Raw genomic sequence first — 16,029 nt, forward strand, 5'->3', positions numbered from 1 at the left:
GTTTTCAAACTTGAAGGTGTTTTTTATTTGTCTCATCTTATGGGGTCAGTCCCCGTATTTGGTATGTTTTTTTCTAAGATGAGCTCTTAACATTGTAAGTCCAAAAAAAGCATATCTTAATTATACTCTCATCGTTTGATCAATTGGTGATCAAAAACCTTTACTATTACATTATTTATTGCTTAATCAATACTGATAACTCACCTTCGAATACTTTTTCTTCTTTATGATTATAAGTAAATATCAATACAGTAAGTATTCCCGTTCCACTTTTCTTTGGTTTCTTATCTACCACCTCAACAACTGAATGCAATTCATCGTCTGGATACACGGGTTTTATGAATTTAATATGATTCATCTCTGTTCCAGCAATAATATCGTCGCCATAGAACCCCTCTTCAATCCAGAGCTTAAAAGAAATGGCTAACGTTTGTATGCCAGAAGCGATGATTCCATTAAATCTGCCTTTATTCGCTTTTTCCTCGTCTACATGCATATATTGAGGGTCAAATTCTTCCGCAAACCTCATTACATTTTCTTTTGTTACCCTAAAAGACTTTGTATGAAATACTTGTCCAATCGCAAATTCATCCAACTTCATAAATACACCTCTTATTAAAATATTCTTCATCAACTATCACATAAAAAATACTTTATCATATTTCATGTAGATCATCCTTTACATTCTTACCTATAAAACTTGTCAGATCAAATGTTCAGTGTGGGAAAGAACCATTTGAAATAGCGAACGTGACAGCCCAAAGATGATTTTGCACATAAAATAAAAAAACTGGTTTTTAATAGGATAACTTGTTTTTTACAAACAAATCATTCAGAAACACATTTCGTTTTCTTCTCTTTTTATCCATATAAAATTGAAGCAGCTTTTATAGGTTGTCTTTAGCAAAGTGATTGTTGTCTGCAGTTAATCTGCTGGACACATACTCCCAATTGCAGATAAGATTAAAAGAAACCATCGAAGGGGTGTCATAGTGAGTGAATATGAAAAAAGATACCAGCTGGTATCTTTTTATATTGAAAAGCCAAAATGAGATCACTTTGGTTTCTCTATATCGACTTAAAACGTGAAACTGGTCATAAAGTTTTATTTTACAGATTAGATACGATACACTCCGCATCCCCCGCGAGTTTGAATTCCCCAAACCCGTAAGGCAGCAACATATGATCTCCTTTTTTAAAGTCATATGTACGCTCGCCGGAGATTATCCGGCCTTCTCCTTCGATGACGCTGACAAGAAGGAATGATTTTTGCTGTTTTAAACTTGCCAATCCTGTTAACTCCCACTTTTCCACTGAAAAATAAGGGCACTCCATCAATACGGCTATGTGCAAATCATCTGTTTGTTTATATTGAACCGTTTGCTGCTCTGGCGCAAATGGTACGTCTATCACTTCTATGCTTTTTTCCAAATGGAGCTCGCGCAAATTGCCTTCTGTATCTTTCCGGCCATAATCATATAATCTGTAGGTTGTATCGGAATTCTGCTGCGTCTCTAAAATGAGAATGCCTGTCCCAATCGCATGAACGGTGCCGCTTGGCACATAGAAGAAATCCCCCGGTTTTACCTTTACGCGGCGCAGGAGCTTGTCCCATTTTCCATCTTCTATCATCGAGATCAGTTCTTCCTTTGTGTTTGCGTTGTGGCCATAAACGATTTCTGCATCTTCTTGGCAGTCTATGATATACCAGCATTCTGTTTTTCCGAGCTCTCCTTTTTCACGCGTTTTTGCATACTCATCTTTCGGATGCACCTGAACGGATAAGTCTTGATTGGCATCCAAAATTTTCGTGAGAAGAGGGAAGCGGTCCCCCTTCAGATGTCCGAATAAATGCCGATGATGATCCCATAATTCACTGAGCGTAAGCCCCTTGTATAACCCGTTTTGTACAATACTTTGTCCATTTTGATGTGCTGCAAAAGCCCAGCATTCGGCCGTTCGTTCTGATGGGATGTCATAGCCGAAAGCAGCCAAAGCGGTGCCGCCCCAAATCTTTTCTTTGAAAACAGGCTTGAAAAATAACGGTTCAGTCATCATGAAAAATTCCCCCGCTTCATATGATTTCATCCAGGAGTTTGTATGCTTCGTCTTTTGTCTGGACAGAGAGCAGCCTTTCCCTATAGCTGTCATCCATCAGTTTTCGAGATAGCATTTGCAGCAGTTTCAGATGCTGGTTCCCTCCGCTATCTTTCGGTACAGCGATCATAAAGATTAACTTTGCTTCTGATCCATCAAGACTGTTCCAGTCAATGCCTGATCGTTTGATTCCAAACACTACACTAGGCTTCTTGACGGCATCAGACTTCCCGTGCGGGATCGCGATATTCATGCCAATCGCCGTTGTCCCCTCTTGTTCGCGATTCATGATCGCTTGTTTAAAACCGCTCTCTGAATGCAGCATACCTGTGCGGGACAATTTTTGAATCATTTCATCAATAATGTCATCTCTGGTTTCGCCTGATAATGTTGGTTCAATAAGATCTATACTCATAATGTCTGTCAGCTTGTTAATATCCGTCTTCTCCATCTGTCTGCTTTCCGCTTCATTGTTTTGTTGCGGAACGTCATTCGATGCTGCAGCTTCATTCAGCCCGGCGGGTGAAGAAACCGGAATATCTTTTTTTAGTACATTAACTAAAAGAGCGGTGGTAAGAGATCCGGCAATCACTGCAATAAAAAACATCAATACATGATCAACGGCGCCTAGTACTGCCACTATAGGCCCGCCGTGCGCTACTCTGTCTCCGACATTGCCGATCATAGCGATCACAGAACCAATCATAGAACCTGCCATAATCCCCGGAATGACGCGAAGCGGATCTTGTGCCGCGAATGGAATGGCTCCTTCAGTGATGCCGAAGAGACCCATGGTAAATGATGCTTTTCCCATTTCTCTCTCCGACTCCTGAAATTTTCTTTTTCCAAAAAACGTTGCAATCCCAAGGCCAATCGGCGGTATACAAATGGCGACGGCAATCGGTCCCATAATTTCATAGTTTCCTTCTCCGATCATGGCCGATCCAAACAGGAATGCCACCTTGTTTACGGGGCCTCCCATATCAAATGAAATCATTGCGCCTAAAATCAATGCCAGCAGGATGGAGCTCGAACCTTTCATACCCGCCAGCCATACCGTTAAAGATTCGAAAATTTGCGCTACAGGTGCACCGATCAAAAACACAAACGCCAAACCTACAATTAGTGAAGCGAACACTGGAATAATAATAATCGGCATAATCGGCTGAATCGCTTTTGGAACCTTTAATTTTTTGATCCAAAGGGCAGCATACCCCGCCAAAAATCCGGCGATGATGCCGCCGAGAAAACCGGCGCCGCTTGCACTGCCGTAAAAGCTTCCCGTCGCTGCAATATATCCGCCGATCATTCCTGGTACAAGCCCGGGCTTATCAGCGATGCTGTACGCGATATATCCGGCCAAAATCGGGATCATGAATGAGAATGAGGCACTTCCGATCTGTTCAATCGTTTTCCAAAAAGATTCATCCGGAATGACTAAGCCTTTCGGTGTTTTCTCACCTCCAAGCGTCAATGCAACCGCTATCAATAACCCGCCGACGACGATAAATGGAACCATAAAAGAAACACCGTTCATTAAATGACGATAAATCGGATTTTGTTTTTTCTCCTGTTGATTGCCGGCTTCCGAATTTGAAGCTGAACTATAGACCGGCACATCGCCGCTAAGTGCTTTTTGAATTAATTCTTCCGGCTTGCGGATACCATCCTGAACCCCGACAGACAACAGTTTTTTTCCTACAAACCGGTCTTTGTTTACCGAGCGGTCTGCCGCGATAATGATCGCGTCTGCTTCACGAATCTCCTCTCCGGTCAGCTCATTTTCCACTCCGATTCCGCCTTGGGTCTCGACTTTCATTTGGACGCCTAATCTGTCGGCAGCTTTTTGCAGATTTTCAGCCGCCATATATGTATGGGCAATTCCATTCGGACATGATGTAATCGCTAACAGTTTCATACGAGTCCTCCTTTAAAGTATGAATCATAAGGCCTGTAACAACTGTATATTAAAATCATGCTTGTAAAAGCGCTGTTTTTTACCGTTAATTCCGGAAAAACCAGCATTTATCCATACGAAAAAAAGCAGGGCATCAAAGCCCCGCTTTTAATAATTCAAATAAGATAAAAATCTCATCACATTTGTTTCTTCAGTCAGCTTATGAATGAATGCCGGCTGCTCACTCAGGTATGACAGTTCATGGAACAATTGCTTTGTCATGTTTTGATCCTCGTGTTTGACAGCCAGCATAAAGACGAGCGACACTTTTTCAGCCCCCCAATCAAGCGGCTCTTTTAATGTGGCAATCGCAATGGCTGATTGTTTAATAAATTTAGAGTTTGCATGAGGAATCGCAATGCCAGCCCCAATGTTTGTCGCCGACATTTTTTCTCTCATCACAGCATGAATGGCATACTCCTTTTCCACATAGCCTTTCTCGTATAAAGCCATTGCCATTTGTTCAATCAGCTTATAGCGATGAACTGACTCTTGCTGCAAAAAAACTAAGAAAGGAGTCGTATTGTTCAGCATCTTAAACGTTTTTTGTGTTTGGCGTTGGGATTCGTCAACCTGATCCATAAATGCACTTAGTTTCGTCTCATCAGAAGGCTCCAACAGCGGTGATACAACAATATGAGGAATCGGCACATGTTCCAGCGCTACCGTGGAAATGACAAGATCTATGTCCCCATTCTTTTTTGTGTAATCTGCTAAATCAGCTTTTGCAATACAGGCCTTCACAGCGATTTCATGAAATTTCCGTTCAATTTTTGTCCGCAGCAATTGTGACATTCCAATGCCCATGTGGCAGACGATGATTGCCTTTTTACGCTTCTCGCTGCTGTGGTGCAAACGTTCGACAGCAGCTTGAAAATGCAATGTCAGATAAGCGGCCTCTTCCTCAGGAATAGAAAGAGCAAACGTTTGATTGATGTCTTCCAGAACGTCAATGATCATATGAAACAGATAGGGGTACATTTTTTTTATGTCATTTAGCATTGGATTTGATACAGAAAGATCGTAATTCAGCCGGTTTAGCACTGTGTTAAGATGGATGTTCAATCCGTTGATCAAATCCTGATCATTATGAAAATCAAGCATTTTCAGCTCTGACACACGATCGATTAAATGCCGCACAACCATGGGAAGCAAGGGATTTTCCAGAACCTTTTTTCCTTCCTCCCGAGACCGTAAACGAACTTTTCCGCCGAGTATATGCAGCGTTACATACACGGCTTCTTCTTTAGGGAAGCGGATGGCAAAAACCGCTTCCAGCCGTTTTAAACATGTCATTGCCCATTGATATTCTTTCTTCTTTTCTACTGCTGCCATTTCTGTTGGCGAAATCGAGATAGGCTGCTTCATTTTGATCCGGCGTATCATCAGCAATGTATGCAATAATAAATTCTCGAACGTTTCATCTGTGAAATAGATAGAATGGTGCTTTTGCAATGTTTTGAATTCATTCGACACACATTTCACTTCATGAGTTAAGAACTTGCTTTTGATAAACTGACTTGTAAACTCTGGATTATCAATCAAATCAGAGATTCTGGCTAAGGCTTTTCTTTTATTTCTTTCATTTCCCTCAATCTTTAAACCGAGCCGCTGCTTTGACACCAATTTGAGATCAAATCGCTTTAGCCACTCTTCAATTTCATGTAAATCCCTTTTGATGGAAGACTTATTCAAAAAATGCTGAGCGGCAATTTCTTTTGCTGAAACATGTTTTGGGTTCATTAATAATTGATAAGCGATTTGCAGAATTCTTTCTTCATCGGACTGGTGCTTTGAGCCAAAACGTTCAGTACCCAATTGTTGAGTTAATCTGGCCCTTTCATGTTCTTCTATATTTAAATAGACACCTAATCCTGGTTTGCGAATGAGCTGAGCAGGAGAATGTTCATGCAGATAACCTTCGATCGTTTTCAGATCATTCCTGATCGTTTTTTCAGAACACTTTACCCTGTCGGCGAAATCTTGCACGACTAAATAGTCATCAGGTTCAGATAACAACAGATACAAAATGTCTTTTTGTCTAGTATTCATGTATCTCATCTGTTTTTCTATCCTTCCTGTGTTTCACTCAAATGATGTACGATAGTATAAGTATACTACATAGGAAACCGCTCACATTATAAAGTAAAATAAACGCGTTAAAAGTTTCGTTTTTTACCGAAACTTCCGGAAAAATTGGATTTATGCGCAGAAAATTCACCTGTTCATCATGAAAAAGAAGATACTCACCATTAAAGAATGTTCAGGACAAGCTTCAATTGGGATGAATTTCATTAAGTAAACAAGTACTAATTTATGAACGAGCACCTAGTGTATTGCAAGACCTCCCATACAGGTTTACAAAAAAAGAGCAGCTCCTCAGCTGCCGCGACAAAGATATAAAATTATAAGGTTTTTTCTACGAAGAAGTGATGTTAGATGAGCTATCAGTTAAAGGCTATGAAAAGTATTTAATTAAGGTTTTTGTGCAAATTGTAAAGTAAGGGGATTAACTGCAGAACTCATTGTTCCTAAGACTACATGATGTGGATGAAAGCGTAACAATGTTATTGATCTGAAAATCGTCTGTCCTTTTCAGAAAAAGAGAAAAAAGGAGAATGACTATGAGTATTGAGATAAAGGCGGTAACTGAAGAGAATCGTGAATCTATTCTGTCTCTTCATGTTCACAAGAGCCAAATATCATATATAGAATCAACCAAGCAATGTCTAGAGGATGCAACTGAATGTCAGTATTATAAACCTGCTGGACTTTATTACGAAGGGAAGTTAGTCGGTTTTGCTATGTATGGATGGTTTCCTGAGATTGATGAAGAAAATAAAAACGGCAGAGTGTGGCTTGACCGATTTTTCATTGACGAGCGTTTTCAAGGCCAAGGATTAGGCAGCAAAATGCTTGAAGCTCTTATTCATCACCTTGCTGAGCTATATACATGTAACAGAATTTATTTAAGCATTTTTGAGAACAACATTCATGCTTTGCGCCTGTATCAAAAATTCGGCTTTACATTTAATGGTGAGCTCGATTTTAACGGCGAGAAGGTCATGGTAAAAGAGCTATAAGTACTTAAGCTGTTGAAAGGCTACATTGACGAGACTTCAGTTCATGTAACATGATGACGTTTCACGCAAATGAAAAAGCATACTATGTTCTTGGTATGCTTTTTATATTCTTTCAGCACTTTCTCTTCATTTCAGTAAACGCAGCTTTCCGATCTTATTGCATTCTAATGCGAACCATACACTGCCTTCTTTGTCACAGCCAATTCCGTGAGGTTCGCCATTAGAGGTTTTGATTGTATATTCTTCAAAGGTTCTCTCTTTTGTCAATCTTCCTATTTTATTTGCTCCCCATTCAGTGAACCATAAATCCGCTTCGACTCCCGCCGCAATAGCATGAGGCCGGGCATTTGGTGTAGGAATATCAAATTCAGTTATTTCGCCGGACATCGTGATCCTTCCTATTTTATTCCCCATTATTTCTGTAAACCAAAGGGCACCATCGTTTCCGCTTGCAAGACCTACTGGCGCTGCTCCCGGTGTTGGGATTGGGTATTCCGTTATTTCTCCTGATCGGGTTATCTTGCCGATCGCATTGTTTTGGTTTTCAGCGAACCAAAGTGAGTCATCGGGCCCCAACGTAATAAAAGAAGGATATGATTCTTTATTCGGCAGTTCGTATTCATGAATCACACCTTCTGCAGTCAATCTCCCTATGCGGTTTCCATTCATTTCAGTAAACCAAATATCACCGTTAAGACCTTCAGCAATTCCATATGGCGCTGAATTTGGATGAGGTAACGGGTACTCTGTAAATACGCCCGTTTCTGAAAGCCTTCCAATTTTATCAGCCCCATTTTCAGTAAACCAAATATCACCTATTGAAGATATGGTCAAACACAGCACTCGTGCATCAGGAGTTGGAACAATAAATTCCTTGATTGTTCCATTTTGATGAAGACAACTGATTTTATTTGCTTTATGCTGAGTAAACCATACATTTCCTTCACGAGAGACCGCTATCCCATAAGGACCAGAATCCGCTTGTAACATATCTATTTCTTTCAGCTCAATATTCAAATAAATCCCTCCATTTAAGCATACCCTTATACAAAAAAGCCTCCTATTCTCATTATACGAGACAGGAGGCAATGGAATTCCAGTACAGACTGCTGGTTACCTTATTTTCTGGGCGTGTAAACAAAACAATTTAATATAAAATTTCTGAGATATCTCACTTTTGGGTTTGAAGTTCTGTTTTTCTCTAATGACTCGTATGTCTTCTAAAATTACTGCCCTTCACTTCAGCTACATCATATACGGTAACAAAGGCATTTTTATCAATTTCATTAATAATTTCCTTTAGTTTTGTTTCTTCAAGGCGGTTGATGACACATGTGATTTCTTTAAATTTCTCGTGGGAAAAACCGCCATAAGCTTCTTTATAGGTAGCACTTCGTCCTAACTGATCACGTATTGTCTCTACCATTAATTCAGGCTGGGTTGAAATAATTTGAAAGGTTTTAGAACCACTTAAGCCTTCCTCAACGATATGTATGACTTTGGACGCAATGTAGTAAGCAATGACTGACAGTAATGCCCCTTGTAAGCCAAATACAATGGATACAAAAATAAACACAAAAAGGTTTAAGAATAAAATGAGATCGCTCGTTCCAAATGGCAATTTTCGAGACAGCAGCACAGCGAGCATATCAATTCCATCCAGTGCGCCGCCGTTACGTAACGCTAACCCCATTCCCAATCCAAGGATAATCCCGCCAACAACGGTTATTAACAGGGTATCCCCCTCTATGATGGCTGGAGTGTGGTGGAAAAACATTGTGCCAGCGGCAAGTGTTACGATTCCGATAATGGATAATAATGCAAAGTCTTTCCCGATTTGCTTATATCCTAACCAGACAAACGGGATATTTAAAGCTGCAATAAGGACCCCTAGCGGCAAATCAAATAGCTGTGAACCAACGATACTAAGGCCTGTCACCCCTCCATCAGATACACTGTTTGGAATCAATACGGTTTCCAGTCCATACGCCGCTATCATTCCTCCGATAATAACCATTATGACTTGCAGTACCCTTTTTATTTTAAAATGCTTATGTTTTTTGTTTGTATTCATCTCATTCCTCATTTCGAATATTTAGTCTTAATTTAAATATACCATAATAGGTTTATTTATACTAAAGACCATATACAAAAGGTATGTATATGTTCCCCAACAGTAACCTATAAATGAATTCCTCTGATAAGTTCCAGAACTTGCTTCTCCATGTTCATAACCCGGCGGATTTCTTCCCTTGGGGAGAAAAGTATATGCCGAAAAGGAAGGCTTGAAAACTCCGATCCTTCATGATAGCGCAATGTTTGAATTGAGATGTTATTGAGACGGGCTGTTTCTCCAATTGTAAAATATTCCTTCATCCATTATCTCCTTTCTATCTGTCAGCTCCTTCAGAAAATCTTTCATCTACCTATTCACAAATACGGACTAAACCCTAAACGAACTAACTCGAGAAAATAGAAATCCCTAAAATCTGCTGAAAACAAGTTTTATACCAAACTGTCATGAATGAATACATGTATAACCGAAAGCCAATATTAGACTTTAGAAAAAAAGCCTAATCTCCCAAAAAGATTAAGCTTTTTCCCTTTACTATGCTTATACTCAGCCCTCAACACTGCTTTGTTTTATGAAAGCTTGTTGTCATTACAACATCACTTCTGAGTATTGTTAAAATGTTTGTCATCGTCGAAAGTATATAAAACTCAGTTGAATGATTTCGCTCATCTCTCTATTGAATTCATTAATTCGTAGAAGTATTCTGGCTGATGTGTCTTATTGAGGTTATACCATGAATGTAATGTATCTGGCGTAAATACATCTAATGTTTTCAATACTTCCATCGCAAATTCCAGAGGAGCTACTCCTGAAGCAGTAATCAAATTCTCACCAGATACCGCAGGCCCCACCTCATAAAACGTTTCTCCTTTATAATGAGGACAGACCATTTTAAGATACTCTAAGTCATTGCTAGTATGCTTTCTGGAATCTAGGTATCCCATATTGGCGAGGCCCTCCGTTGCACCGCAAATTGCAGCAACAATAGTGCCCAGCTCTAAAGCTTCGCCAACTTTTTTCAAGATTGGCTGATGAATATCTTCTCCCCAAGTATTCGCTCCAGGTAAAATGAGAAGATCTTTCCTCTCAAGAGTGCACTCACCAACGGAAATATCTGGTTTTACGCTTAAACCTCCCATTGTAGTAATCATTTCTTGATTAACTCCTACTGTAACAACTTTTAAAGGTGCTGCATCTTTTTTGAAATATCTTCCTGAGTTTAGTTCAGCGATTAAATATCCATATTCCCAATCTGACATTGTATTACATACATAAAGATAAACTTTTTTCGTTTGCATCCCATCACACTCCGATCCAATTGATATAGCCTATTATATATTACTTCCCTGACAGAAGTTATCGTACTTGATGACATTAATTCCGACAGAACATCAATAAGGCTTATTCGCTAAAAACTTAAATAGATTTACCGTATAAGTAATCATCATTTTAGGGATTGTAAACACTGGGATTGGATTTTGGTTATTTTTCTCGGGAATGCAAAAATTAAAAGGTCAGAGTATGGCTATGATAAGCTATGTCGATCCATTTGTAGCTATATTAATTTCTGCCATTATCCTGCAAGAACAAATGACCATTGTTCAAATGCTAGGTGGCGCACTCCTTTTAGGCTCAACATTTGTTAGTGAGAATAAATCAATCACATTTTCCAAAACGATTAAAGAAAATATCAGCTAAGTAACGTACAAAACAGTGGGGAGCATTTGTTACCTACTGTTTTGTTTCTTTTGTTTGCAACTTGACCTACTAGCCTGACGATTACTGCTATTACCCTATTGTTCCTTGATTATTATATAGGGCGTATCCTGTCAGCATTTTATTAAGTCCTTCTGAGTAATACGGCATTCGTTCATTTGCCTGTTCAATGTCAACCCATTCAATTTGCAATATCTCGTTTGGCTTTTTAATCGCTTCGGTTCCTCCAACAATTCGTGCTTCAAATGTAAAAAGGATAGCGTGATGATTCCTCTTTACATAATTCGCTTCGTTAACAGCAATTAAATTCCCTATTTCTACTTCAAAACCTGTTTCTTCATGCACCTCACGTATAGCAGCTTCTATTATCGTCTCATCAGGTTCAACTCTTCCACCCGGAAGTGACCAGTGTCCTTCATGATTATCCACCATTAATATCTGATTACATTTACTTTTAATCAACGCATACACAACTTTTACTTCTTCCATGGGAATCTCCTTTATAGAACAAAATTCATTCTCGGTTGATTGTTGTTTTTCTATATATTTACTATAAATGATAACTGGTGAGTTTTGATGAGCAGCTTTCTCTCATAGCTGTATTTTCTGCATAAAAAATAATACCAAAGGCAGTTAAACCCTCGGTATTATTGGGATGCGGCCGAGGAATTGAACCTTCACAGGTTATTCATTCACTAGACCTCAATAAAGAGAAACTGTGTTTTCTGTTGAAATACCCTTATAAATCAACGTTTGATTTACGTACTCTTGTCTTTATTTAAACTTTTGGAGAGATTCAAACTCGCTGCTGTAAGGAAGACTTATATTTAATCTTTTAATCGCTTTTCCATCAGTTCTGCCATTTGTTTCGAATTTGGATTTCCTTCATGTCGTAATTGATCAATGATATTCATATAATCCTTTTCATTTCGGTTCTGACTTAATTTATATGAAGCCTGAATTTCTCCCACCTTCATCTTAAATCCGACAATACCTTTCAGCTGACTTTCTAAGAGCTGAGGAGAAAGCTTATCCCATAAAACTGGATTCTTACGGTGCTTTTCGTATTTTTGCAGCAGCATTGTCAGGTCATGTTTTAGCTCTTCTTCGTTCAAAATGCTGGCTGTACCGTATACATGTACGGCTTGATAGTTCCATGTTGGGACGTTTTCCTTTTCATACCAAGAGGAAGAGATATAAGCGTGCGGTCCCTGAAACATAACAAGCACATCTTCACAGGTTTCAAATGTTCTCCATTGAGAATTCCCATAAGCAATATGCCCCGTTATATAGTAAGTATCTCCCTCTTTCATGAACTGCAATGGCAAATGAGTTGCAATTGGTTTCCCTTGAGCTGTTGTGACAATTGTGCCAAATGAGTTGTTTTGAACAAAGTCCCAAATGTCATCAGCATTTGTAACCTTATAGTATTTTGGAATATACATATAAACCCGCCTTTCATAAAAAGTTATACGAGTGTTTTGATCATGATAAAGTCTATTTGTTCTTCATCACCCATATAAAAAGAGTGGGCTCCAGTTTGAACAAACCCCATTTTCTCATAAAAAGCAATAGCATTTTCATTTTTTTCCCATACGCCTAGCCAGATTTTCTTTTTATTAGATTCCAGCGCAATTTCCACAGCTTTATTGAACAGATATTTACCAAGGCCATGTTTTTGAAATTTGTTCTTGATATAAATCCTCTCGATTTCTAGTGATTCGTCACCCATTTCTTCAGACTGAGCCTCATTGGTATTGACCTTTAAATATCCAGCGACTTCATGATTAAAATAAACAAAAAAGAATTGTGAAGAGACAGTGGATAATTCCTTTTCCAATTGTTTAGAATGAAACGCACTTTCCAAATAAGCTTTCATATTTTCAGGTGAATTCTGGTCTTTGAATGTATCATTGAATGTTTCAATACTTATTTTTTGGAGTATTTTTAAATCTTCATGTCTGCATTTTTTTAGTTTTACACTCATGCTCGTATATGCTCCTTTTAAAATTAATAATCTCTCTTGTTCCCTTTTTTTACATATTCCCAGTCAACTTCTACATTTTTTCTCATTCTTTGAAGAAGGTGAAAAATGGTTTCTGCTTCTTTTTCAGAAAATCCTGCTAATGCGACACTATTAGAATGATCATTTTCTCTTTTTATAACGGGAAACACATCTTTCCCTTTTTCTGTTGGAAAGAGTTTTTTTATCTTTTTGTTATGTTCATCATCCATCTTTTCAATAAAACCGTTTATTTCGAGTTTTTTTATGGCACGAGCTGCGGTTGTTCGGTCTACTTTAATCATTTCAGCTAACTTTTCTTGAATGATTCCTGGGTTTTCACATATTCGGACAAGGTACAAATACTGCCCTTTTGTGAGGTTATATTCTTTAAATTCTATATTGCTTATCGAATCTAATGCCCTTGCAATCATTCCGATTTCGCGAAGAATTTCCTTCATCATGACCTCCTTAGTGCATATCTTTGTTGCAAATACAACAAAAATGATCTATATTGAATATAACGTAGCTTTGTTGTATTTGCAATAAAAATAACGAAGAAGAGGTCGAGTAAAGTGAAATATACTTTTTATGTATTAGGAATTTTCATTTTAACTCTTGGTATTTCCTTCACTATCCAATCAGACCTTGGAACTTCACCCTTTGATGCAGTTGTGGTAGGACTGTCTAAAAATGTGGGGCTTACAGTGGGAAGCTGGGAAATCATAATAGCGTTCATATTGATATGCTGTAATTCAATTTTAAATAGACAAAGACCGGAAGTTTTGGGAATGTTAACAGCATTTATAACGGGGATTGGGATTGATATGTGGCTTTTTTTATTGCACAATTTGATAACGCCTGACCTATGGTTCAGCAAAGTGATTTGTTTTGGAATCGGCTTAGTCGTTATAGGATTAGGAACTGCAACCTATTTGCACACAAATTTTGCACCAATTCCAGTTGACCGATTAACATTCATCATAAAAGACTTAACTAGAACAAATATCTTTTTTTCGAGAACATTCATTTATGTCGTATTCTTGATAGCTGCAATTATTTTAAATGGGCCAATTGGCGTCGGGACTATATTAACCGTTTGTTTAGGAGGAATAATCCTTAATGCCTTTATGCCATTTACAGAACAAATATTAGACCGCATATTCACACACTCTAGTACATCAACAAATGATGACAAAGATAAAAAACATTCAATATAGGCTGCTTAATGTAAAGAGAAAGTGGTTTTTATTTTTGCAGTTTCTAGGTGATTCCTCATGAAATCCATCCGTATACAGTGTGGCCATCATTTCAAAAAGCTGTCGAGATTTACTCGATTGAGCTAACATTCGTTATCTCTCCTTAAACAATTTTTTCGAACTTTCATATCTATTCCATGGTAATATTTAGATATAACTAATTGAAAGGATTGGACAATGATGGTATTTGAAGCTAAGTCTTTGTTTACTGAAGCTGAAAACTGAAAAAAATCAACTGATTAAGCTAAGAAAAGCATGTAAGGCTGTTGATGGTGAGGGATGAAATAATGAAGAAACTGAGAAATATTTTTTATTCTAATGTTGTCATGATGCTGCTCGTCTTATTGCTCGTTGGATGTATGGGCGGTAAGGAAGAAAAATCAAATAATGATTCTGCATTACAAACTGAAGAAAATAATAATGAGACTGAAGATAGCAACCAAATAACTAAGGATGAATCAGAGGCAACAACAGGATCAGAAAAATCCGGAACAAAGAATTCAAATGAAAATGCCTCAACAGAATCCTCAACGGATGAATCAAAAGAAACCTCTTCAGAAGGATTAAAAAACGAGGCGAACAGCGAAAAAGACAATGTATTAGCGGAATATTCTTCTGAGAAAATCGAATATGCCAGAGTTTGGTTGCAGCTTGGAGCAAATCAAGAGATAGATGAACTGAATGTTCGACATATTTCGGCTGGCGAACCAATCAATCCGAATGATGACACCAGTGCTGGCTATCCGGAAAATGTTATCCAGTTAGCAGGCTCTCGTTTAGTGGATGGATCTGTAACTTATAGCGGTAATGGCGATGGCACGATTAAAGTATACAATGTTCCTTTACGCTGGGATTCCTCAGATAATTTAAGTAAAGGCGTAATGCGGGAAGTGACTGAGGATATAATAAAAAATGCAAAAACAGTGTACGTTGATACAGGAGACAGTGAAAAAATCAAGCGCCTCATTGACATAATGACTATTCATTAATCAGTAATCGTTTTATTCTAACGAAAATGCCAAACAAAATAAGGGACGGTTCTTTTATACATTGAACCGCCCCTCTGCATTTTATTCTGACACTAGAAATACCATGGTTGGTATCATGGTTGCCTTCATCCTTCAATGCTTCTTTCATGACAGTTTCATAGAAAACTCACTTAGCAAAATGCCTTCCTGGCGAATATACTAATCCTTTAATCCCTTCCCATCGAGAATTTTCTTCATATATTTTTCAACCCTTGACTCTCGAGTTTTGGATTGTTTGGCTTGAGAAAAATAAAGAATGTATGCTCTTTGCCGTCCCGGGGTCAATGCTTCAAAAGCAGTTTTCAAGGCAGGGATTTCATCGAATTTATGTTGAAGTTCCTCTGGAATGATGTATTCCGTATTCTTTTTAACATTCATTTCCAAACCGGCTTTTTCAACTTCAATGGCTTCATCAATATAGGCTTTCAAGATGGGTTCCATTTCAGCTATTTCCTGAACATTGGTGAACCGAATCTGGCGCGCCGCCTGTACATTCTCCGTTTGTTGGATAAGAATCCCCTGAGGATCCTGTAACAAGGCGCCTTTGTGAAACAGAAGCGCACAATATTCTTTAAATCCATGTATTAAAACGACGTTTTTTTTATGAAACGTATAACAAGGATGCATCCACTTAAAATCTTCAGTCAGCTCACAGTCAAGAACGATATTTCTCAACCGCTCATATTCTTCCTTCCACTTTTCAGCTTTACTTAAAAATTCATCAACCTTAGGAATCGTTCTGCTATTTGTCATCAGGACCCCCTCTTTTCCAAACAGTTTGTTTTTTCATCACGTTAGCTTCACCGGCTTGAC

16 protein-coding genes and 1 pseudogene are annotated in these 16,029 nt (G+C 38.4%); 4 read left to right on the plus strand and 13 right to left on the minus strand.

The genetic code is table 11. From position 1 onward, the window contains the following. Nucleotides 1-175: 175 nt before the first annotated feature. From LNN34_RS13490 to LNN34_RS13505, 4 genes are all read right to left on the minus strand, one after another. On the minus strand, nt 176-601 hold the full coding sequence (locus LNN34_RS13490; protein ID WP_044161648.1) for a MaoC family dehydratase: 426 nt from the start codon (nt 599-601) through the stop codon (nt 176-178). Nucleotides 602-1,110: 509 nt separating this feature from the next. Beyond that, nucleotides 1,111-2,058 (minus strand): mannose-6-phosphate isomerase, class I, encoded by a 948-nt coding sequence (gene manA, locus LNN34_RS13495; protein WP_229043628.1) that lies wholly within the window; start codon nt 2,056-2,058, stop codon nt 1,111-1,113. A gap of 16 nt (nt 2,059-2,074) precedes the next feature. After that, nucleotides 2,075-4,015 carry a PTS fructose transporter subunit IIABC gene (locus LNN34_RS13500; protein WP_229043629.1) on the minus strand — a complete coding sequence of 647 codons (1,941 nt, stop codon included), beginning with the start codon at nt 4,013-4,015 and terminating at the stop codon, nt 2,075-2,077. 147 nt (nt 4,016-4,162) lie between these two features. After that, nucleotides 4,163-6,115, minus strand: a complete 1,953-nt coding sequence (locus tag LNN34_RS13505) for a BglG family transcription antiterminator (RefSeq protein ID WP_229043630.1) — start codon at nt 6,113-6,115, stop codon at nt 4,163-4,165. Between the two features lie 563 nt (nt 6,116-6,678). Here LNN34_RS13505 and LNN34_RS13510 point away from each other — a divergent pair. Then, a complete protein-coding gene (locus LNN34_RS13510) occupies nt 6,679-7,137 on the plus strand; it encodes a GNAT family N-acetyltransferase (RefSeq protein WP_044161656.1) in 459 nt (152 codons plus the stop codon). Between the two features lie 126 nt (nt 7,138-7,263). Here LNN34_RS13510 and LNN34_RS13515 read toward each other — a convergent pair whose 3' ends face one another. From LNN34_RS13515 to LNN34_RS13525, 4 genes and pseudogenes are all read right to left on the minus strand, one after another. Next, nucleotides 7,264-8,154 (minus strand): Virginiamycin B lyase, encoded by an 891-nt coding sequence (locus tag LNN34_RS13515; protein WP_229043631.1) that lies wholly within the window; start codon nt 8,152-8,154, stop codon nt 7,264-7,266. Between the two features lie 184 nt (nt 8,155-8,338). After that, the gene (locus LNN34_RS13520; RefSeq protein ID WP_044161659.1) at nt 8,339-9,211 is read right to left on the minus strand and encodes a YitT family protein; all 873 of its coding nucleotides are present in this window, start codon (nt 9,209-9,211) and stop codon (nt 8,339-8,341) included. A gap of 198 nt (nt 9,212-9,409) precedes the next feature. Then, nucleotides 9,410-9,513, minus strand: a pseudogene (locus tag LNN34_RS22100) (transcriptional regulator); the annotation flags it as partial. 363 nt (nt 9,514-9,876) lie between these two features. Then, nucleotides 9,877-10,509: a type 1 glutamine amidotransferase family protein gene (locus tag LNN34_RS13525; protein WP_229043632.1), complete on the minus strand. Its 633-nt coding sequence runs from the start codon at nt 10,507-10,509 to the stop codon at nt 9,877-9,879. 199 nt (nt 10,510-10,708) lie between these two features. Here LNN34_RS13525 and LNN34_RS13530 point away from each other — a divergent pair, with 199 nt between their 5' ends. Next, nucleotides 10,709-10,909 (plus strand): EamA family transporter, encoded by a 201-nt coding sequence (locus LNN34_RS13530; protein WP_229043633.1) that lies wholly within the window; start codon nt 10,709-10,711, stop codon nt 10,907-10,909. Nucleotides 10,910-10,999: 90 nt separating this feature from the next. Here LNN34_RS13530 and LNN34_RS13535 read toward each other — a convergent pair whose 3' ends face one another. From LNN34_RS13535 to LNN34_RS13550, 4 genes are all read right to left on the minus strand, one after another. Next, nucleotides 11,000-11,416, minus strand: a complete 417-nt coding sequence (locus tag LNN34_RS13535) for an NUDIX hydrolase (protein WP_229043634.1) — start codon at nt 11,414-11,416, stop codon at nt 11,000-11,002. 338 nt (nt 11,417-11,754) lie between these two features. Further along, a complete protein-coding gene (locus LNN34_RS13540) occupies nt 11,755-12,372 on the minus strand; it encodes an FMN-binding negative transcriptional regulator (protein ID WP_059334555.1) in 618 nt (205 codons plus the stop codon). Nucleotides 12,373-12,395: 23 nt separating this feature from the next. After that, entirely contained in the window at nt 12,396-12,914 is a 519-nt protein-coding gene (locus LNN34_RS13545) for a GNAT family N-acetyltransferase (RefSeq protein WP_229043635.1), read from the minus strand. Nucleotides 12,915-12,937: 23 nt separating this feature from the next. Next, complete coding sequence (locus LNN34_RS13550) at nt 12,938-13,390, minus strand: MarR family winged helix-turn-helix transcriptional regulator (protein WP_044161669.1); 453 nt, start codon at nt 13,388-13,390, stop codon at nt 12,938-12,940. 114 nt (nt 13,391-13,504) lie between these two features. Here LNN34_RS13550 and LNN34_RS13555 point away from each other — a divergent pair, with 114 nt between their 5' ends. Together LNN34_RS13555 and LNN34_RS13560 are read left to right on the plus strand one after the other, a co-directional pair. Next, a complete protein-coding gene (locus tag LNN34_RS13555; RefSeq protein WP_193660149.1) occupies nt 13,505-14,149 on the plus strand; it encodes a YczE/YyaS/YitT family protein in 645 nt (214 codons plus the stop codon). Between the two features lie 326 nt (nt 14,150-14,475). Continuing rightward, entirely contained in the window at nt 14,476-15,177 is a 702-nt protein-coding gene (locus LNN34_RS13560) for a hypothetical protein (RefSeq protein ID WP_229043636.1), read from the plus strand. Between the two features lie 198 nt (nt 15,178-15,375). Here LNN34_RS13560 and LNN34_RS13565 read toward each other — a convergent pair whose 3' ends face one another. Further along, nucleotides 15,376-15,969 carry a YdeI/OmpD-associated family protein gene (locus LNN34_RS13565; RefSeq protein ID WP_229043637.1) on the minus strand — a complete coding sequence of 198 codons (594 nt, stop codon included), beginning with the start codon at nt 15,967-15,969 and terminating at the stop codon, nt 15,376-15,378. Nucleotides 15,970-16,029 lie beyond the last annotated feature (60 nt).

The sequence above is a fragment of the Bacillus sp. AF23 genome (assembly GCF_020861455.1).
GTDB lineage: Bacteria > Bacillota > Bacilli > Bacillales > Bacillaceae > Bacillus > Bacillus halotolerans.

What these genes read in the sequence shown, in the direction of transcription:
- LNN34_RS13490 (WP_044161648.1), bottom strand. Translation starts at nt 601, where the DNA reads ATGAAGTTGGATGAATTTGCGATTGGACAAGTATTTCATACAAAGTCT.
- manA (WP_229043628.1), bottom strand. Translation starts at nt 2,058, where the DNA reads ATGATGACTGAACCGTTATTTTTCAAGCCTGTTTTCAAAGAAAAGATT.
- LNN34_RS13500 (WP_229043629.1), bottom strand. Translation starts at nt 4,015, where the DNA reads ATGAAACTGTTAGCGATTACATCATGTCCGAATGGAATTGCCCATACA.
- LNN34_RS13505 (WP_229043630.1), bottom strand. Translation starts at nt 6,115, where the DNA reads ATGAGATACATGAATACTAGACAAAAAGACATTTTGTATCTGTTGTTA.
- LNN34_RS13510 (WP_044161656.1), top strand. Translation starts at nt 6,679, where the DNA reads ATGAGTATTGAGATAAAGGCGGTAACTGAAGAGAATCGTGAATCTATT.
- LNN34_RS13520 (WP_044161659.1), bottom strand. Translation starts at nt 9,211, where the DNA reads ATGAATACAAACAAAAAACATAAGCATTTTAAAATAAAAAGGGTACTG.
- LNN34_RS13525 (WP_229043632.1), bottom strand. Translation starts at nt 10,509, where the DNA reads ATGCAAACGAAAAAAGTTTATCTTTATGTATGTAATACAATGTCAGAT.
- LNN34_RS13530 (WP_229043633.1), top strand. Translation starts at nt 10,709, where the DNA reads ATGCAAAAATTAAAAGGTCAGAGTATGGCTATGATAAGCTATGTCGAT.
- LNN34_RS13535 (WP_229043634.1), bottom strand. Translation starts at nt 11,416, where the DNA reads ATGGAAGAAGTAAAAGTTGTGTATGCGTTGATTAAAAGTAAATGTAAT.
- LNN34_RS13540 (WP_059334555.1), bottom strand. Translation starts at nt 12,372, where the DNA reads ATGTATATTCCAAAATACTATAAGGTTACAAATGCTGATGACATTTGG.
- LNN34_RS13545 (WP_229043635.1), bottom strand. Translation starts at nt 12,914, where the DNA reads ATGAGTGTAAAACTAAAAAAATGCAGACATGAAGATTTAAAAATACTC.
- LNN34_RS13550 (WP_044161669.1), bottom strand. Translation starts at nt 13,390, where the DNA reads ATGAAGGAAATTCTTCGCGAAATCGGAATGATTGCAAGGGCATTAGAT.
- LNN34_RS13560 (WP_229043636.1), top strand. Translation starts at nt 14,476, where the DNA reads ATGAAGAAACTGAGAAATATTTTTTATTCTAATGTTGTCATGATGCTG.
- LNN34_RS13565 (WP_229043637.1), bottom strand. Translation starts at nt 15,969, where the DNA reads ATGACAAATAGCAGAACGATTCCTAAGGTTGATGAATTTTTAAGTAAA.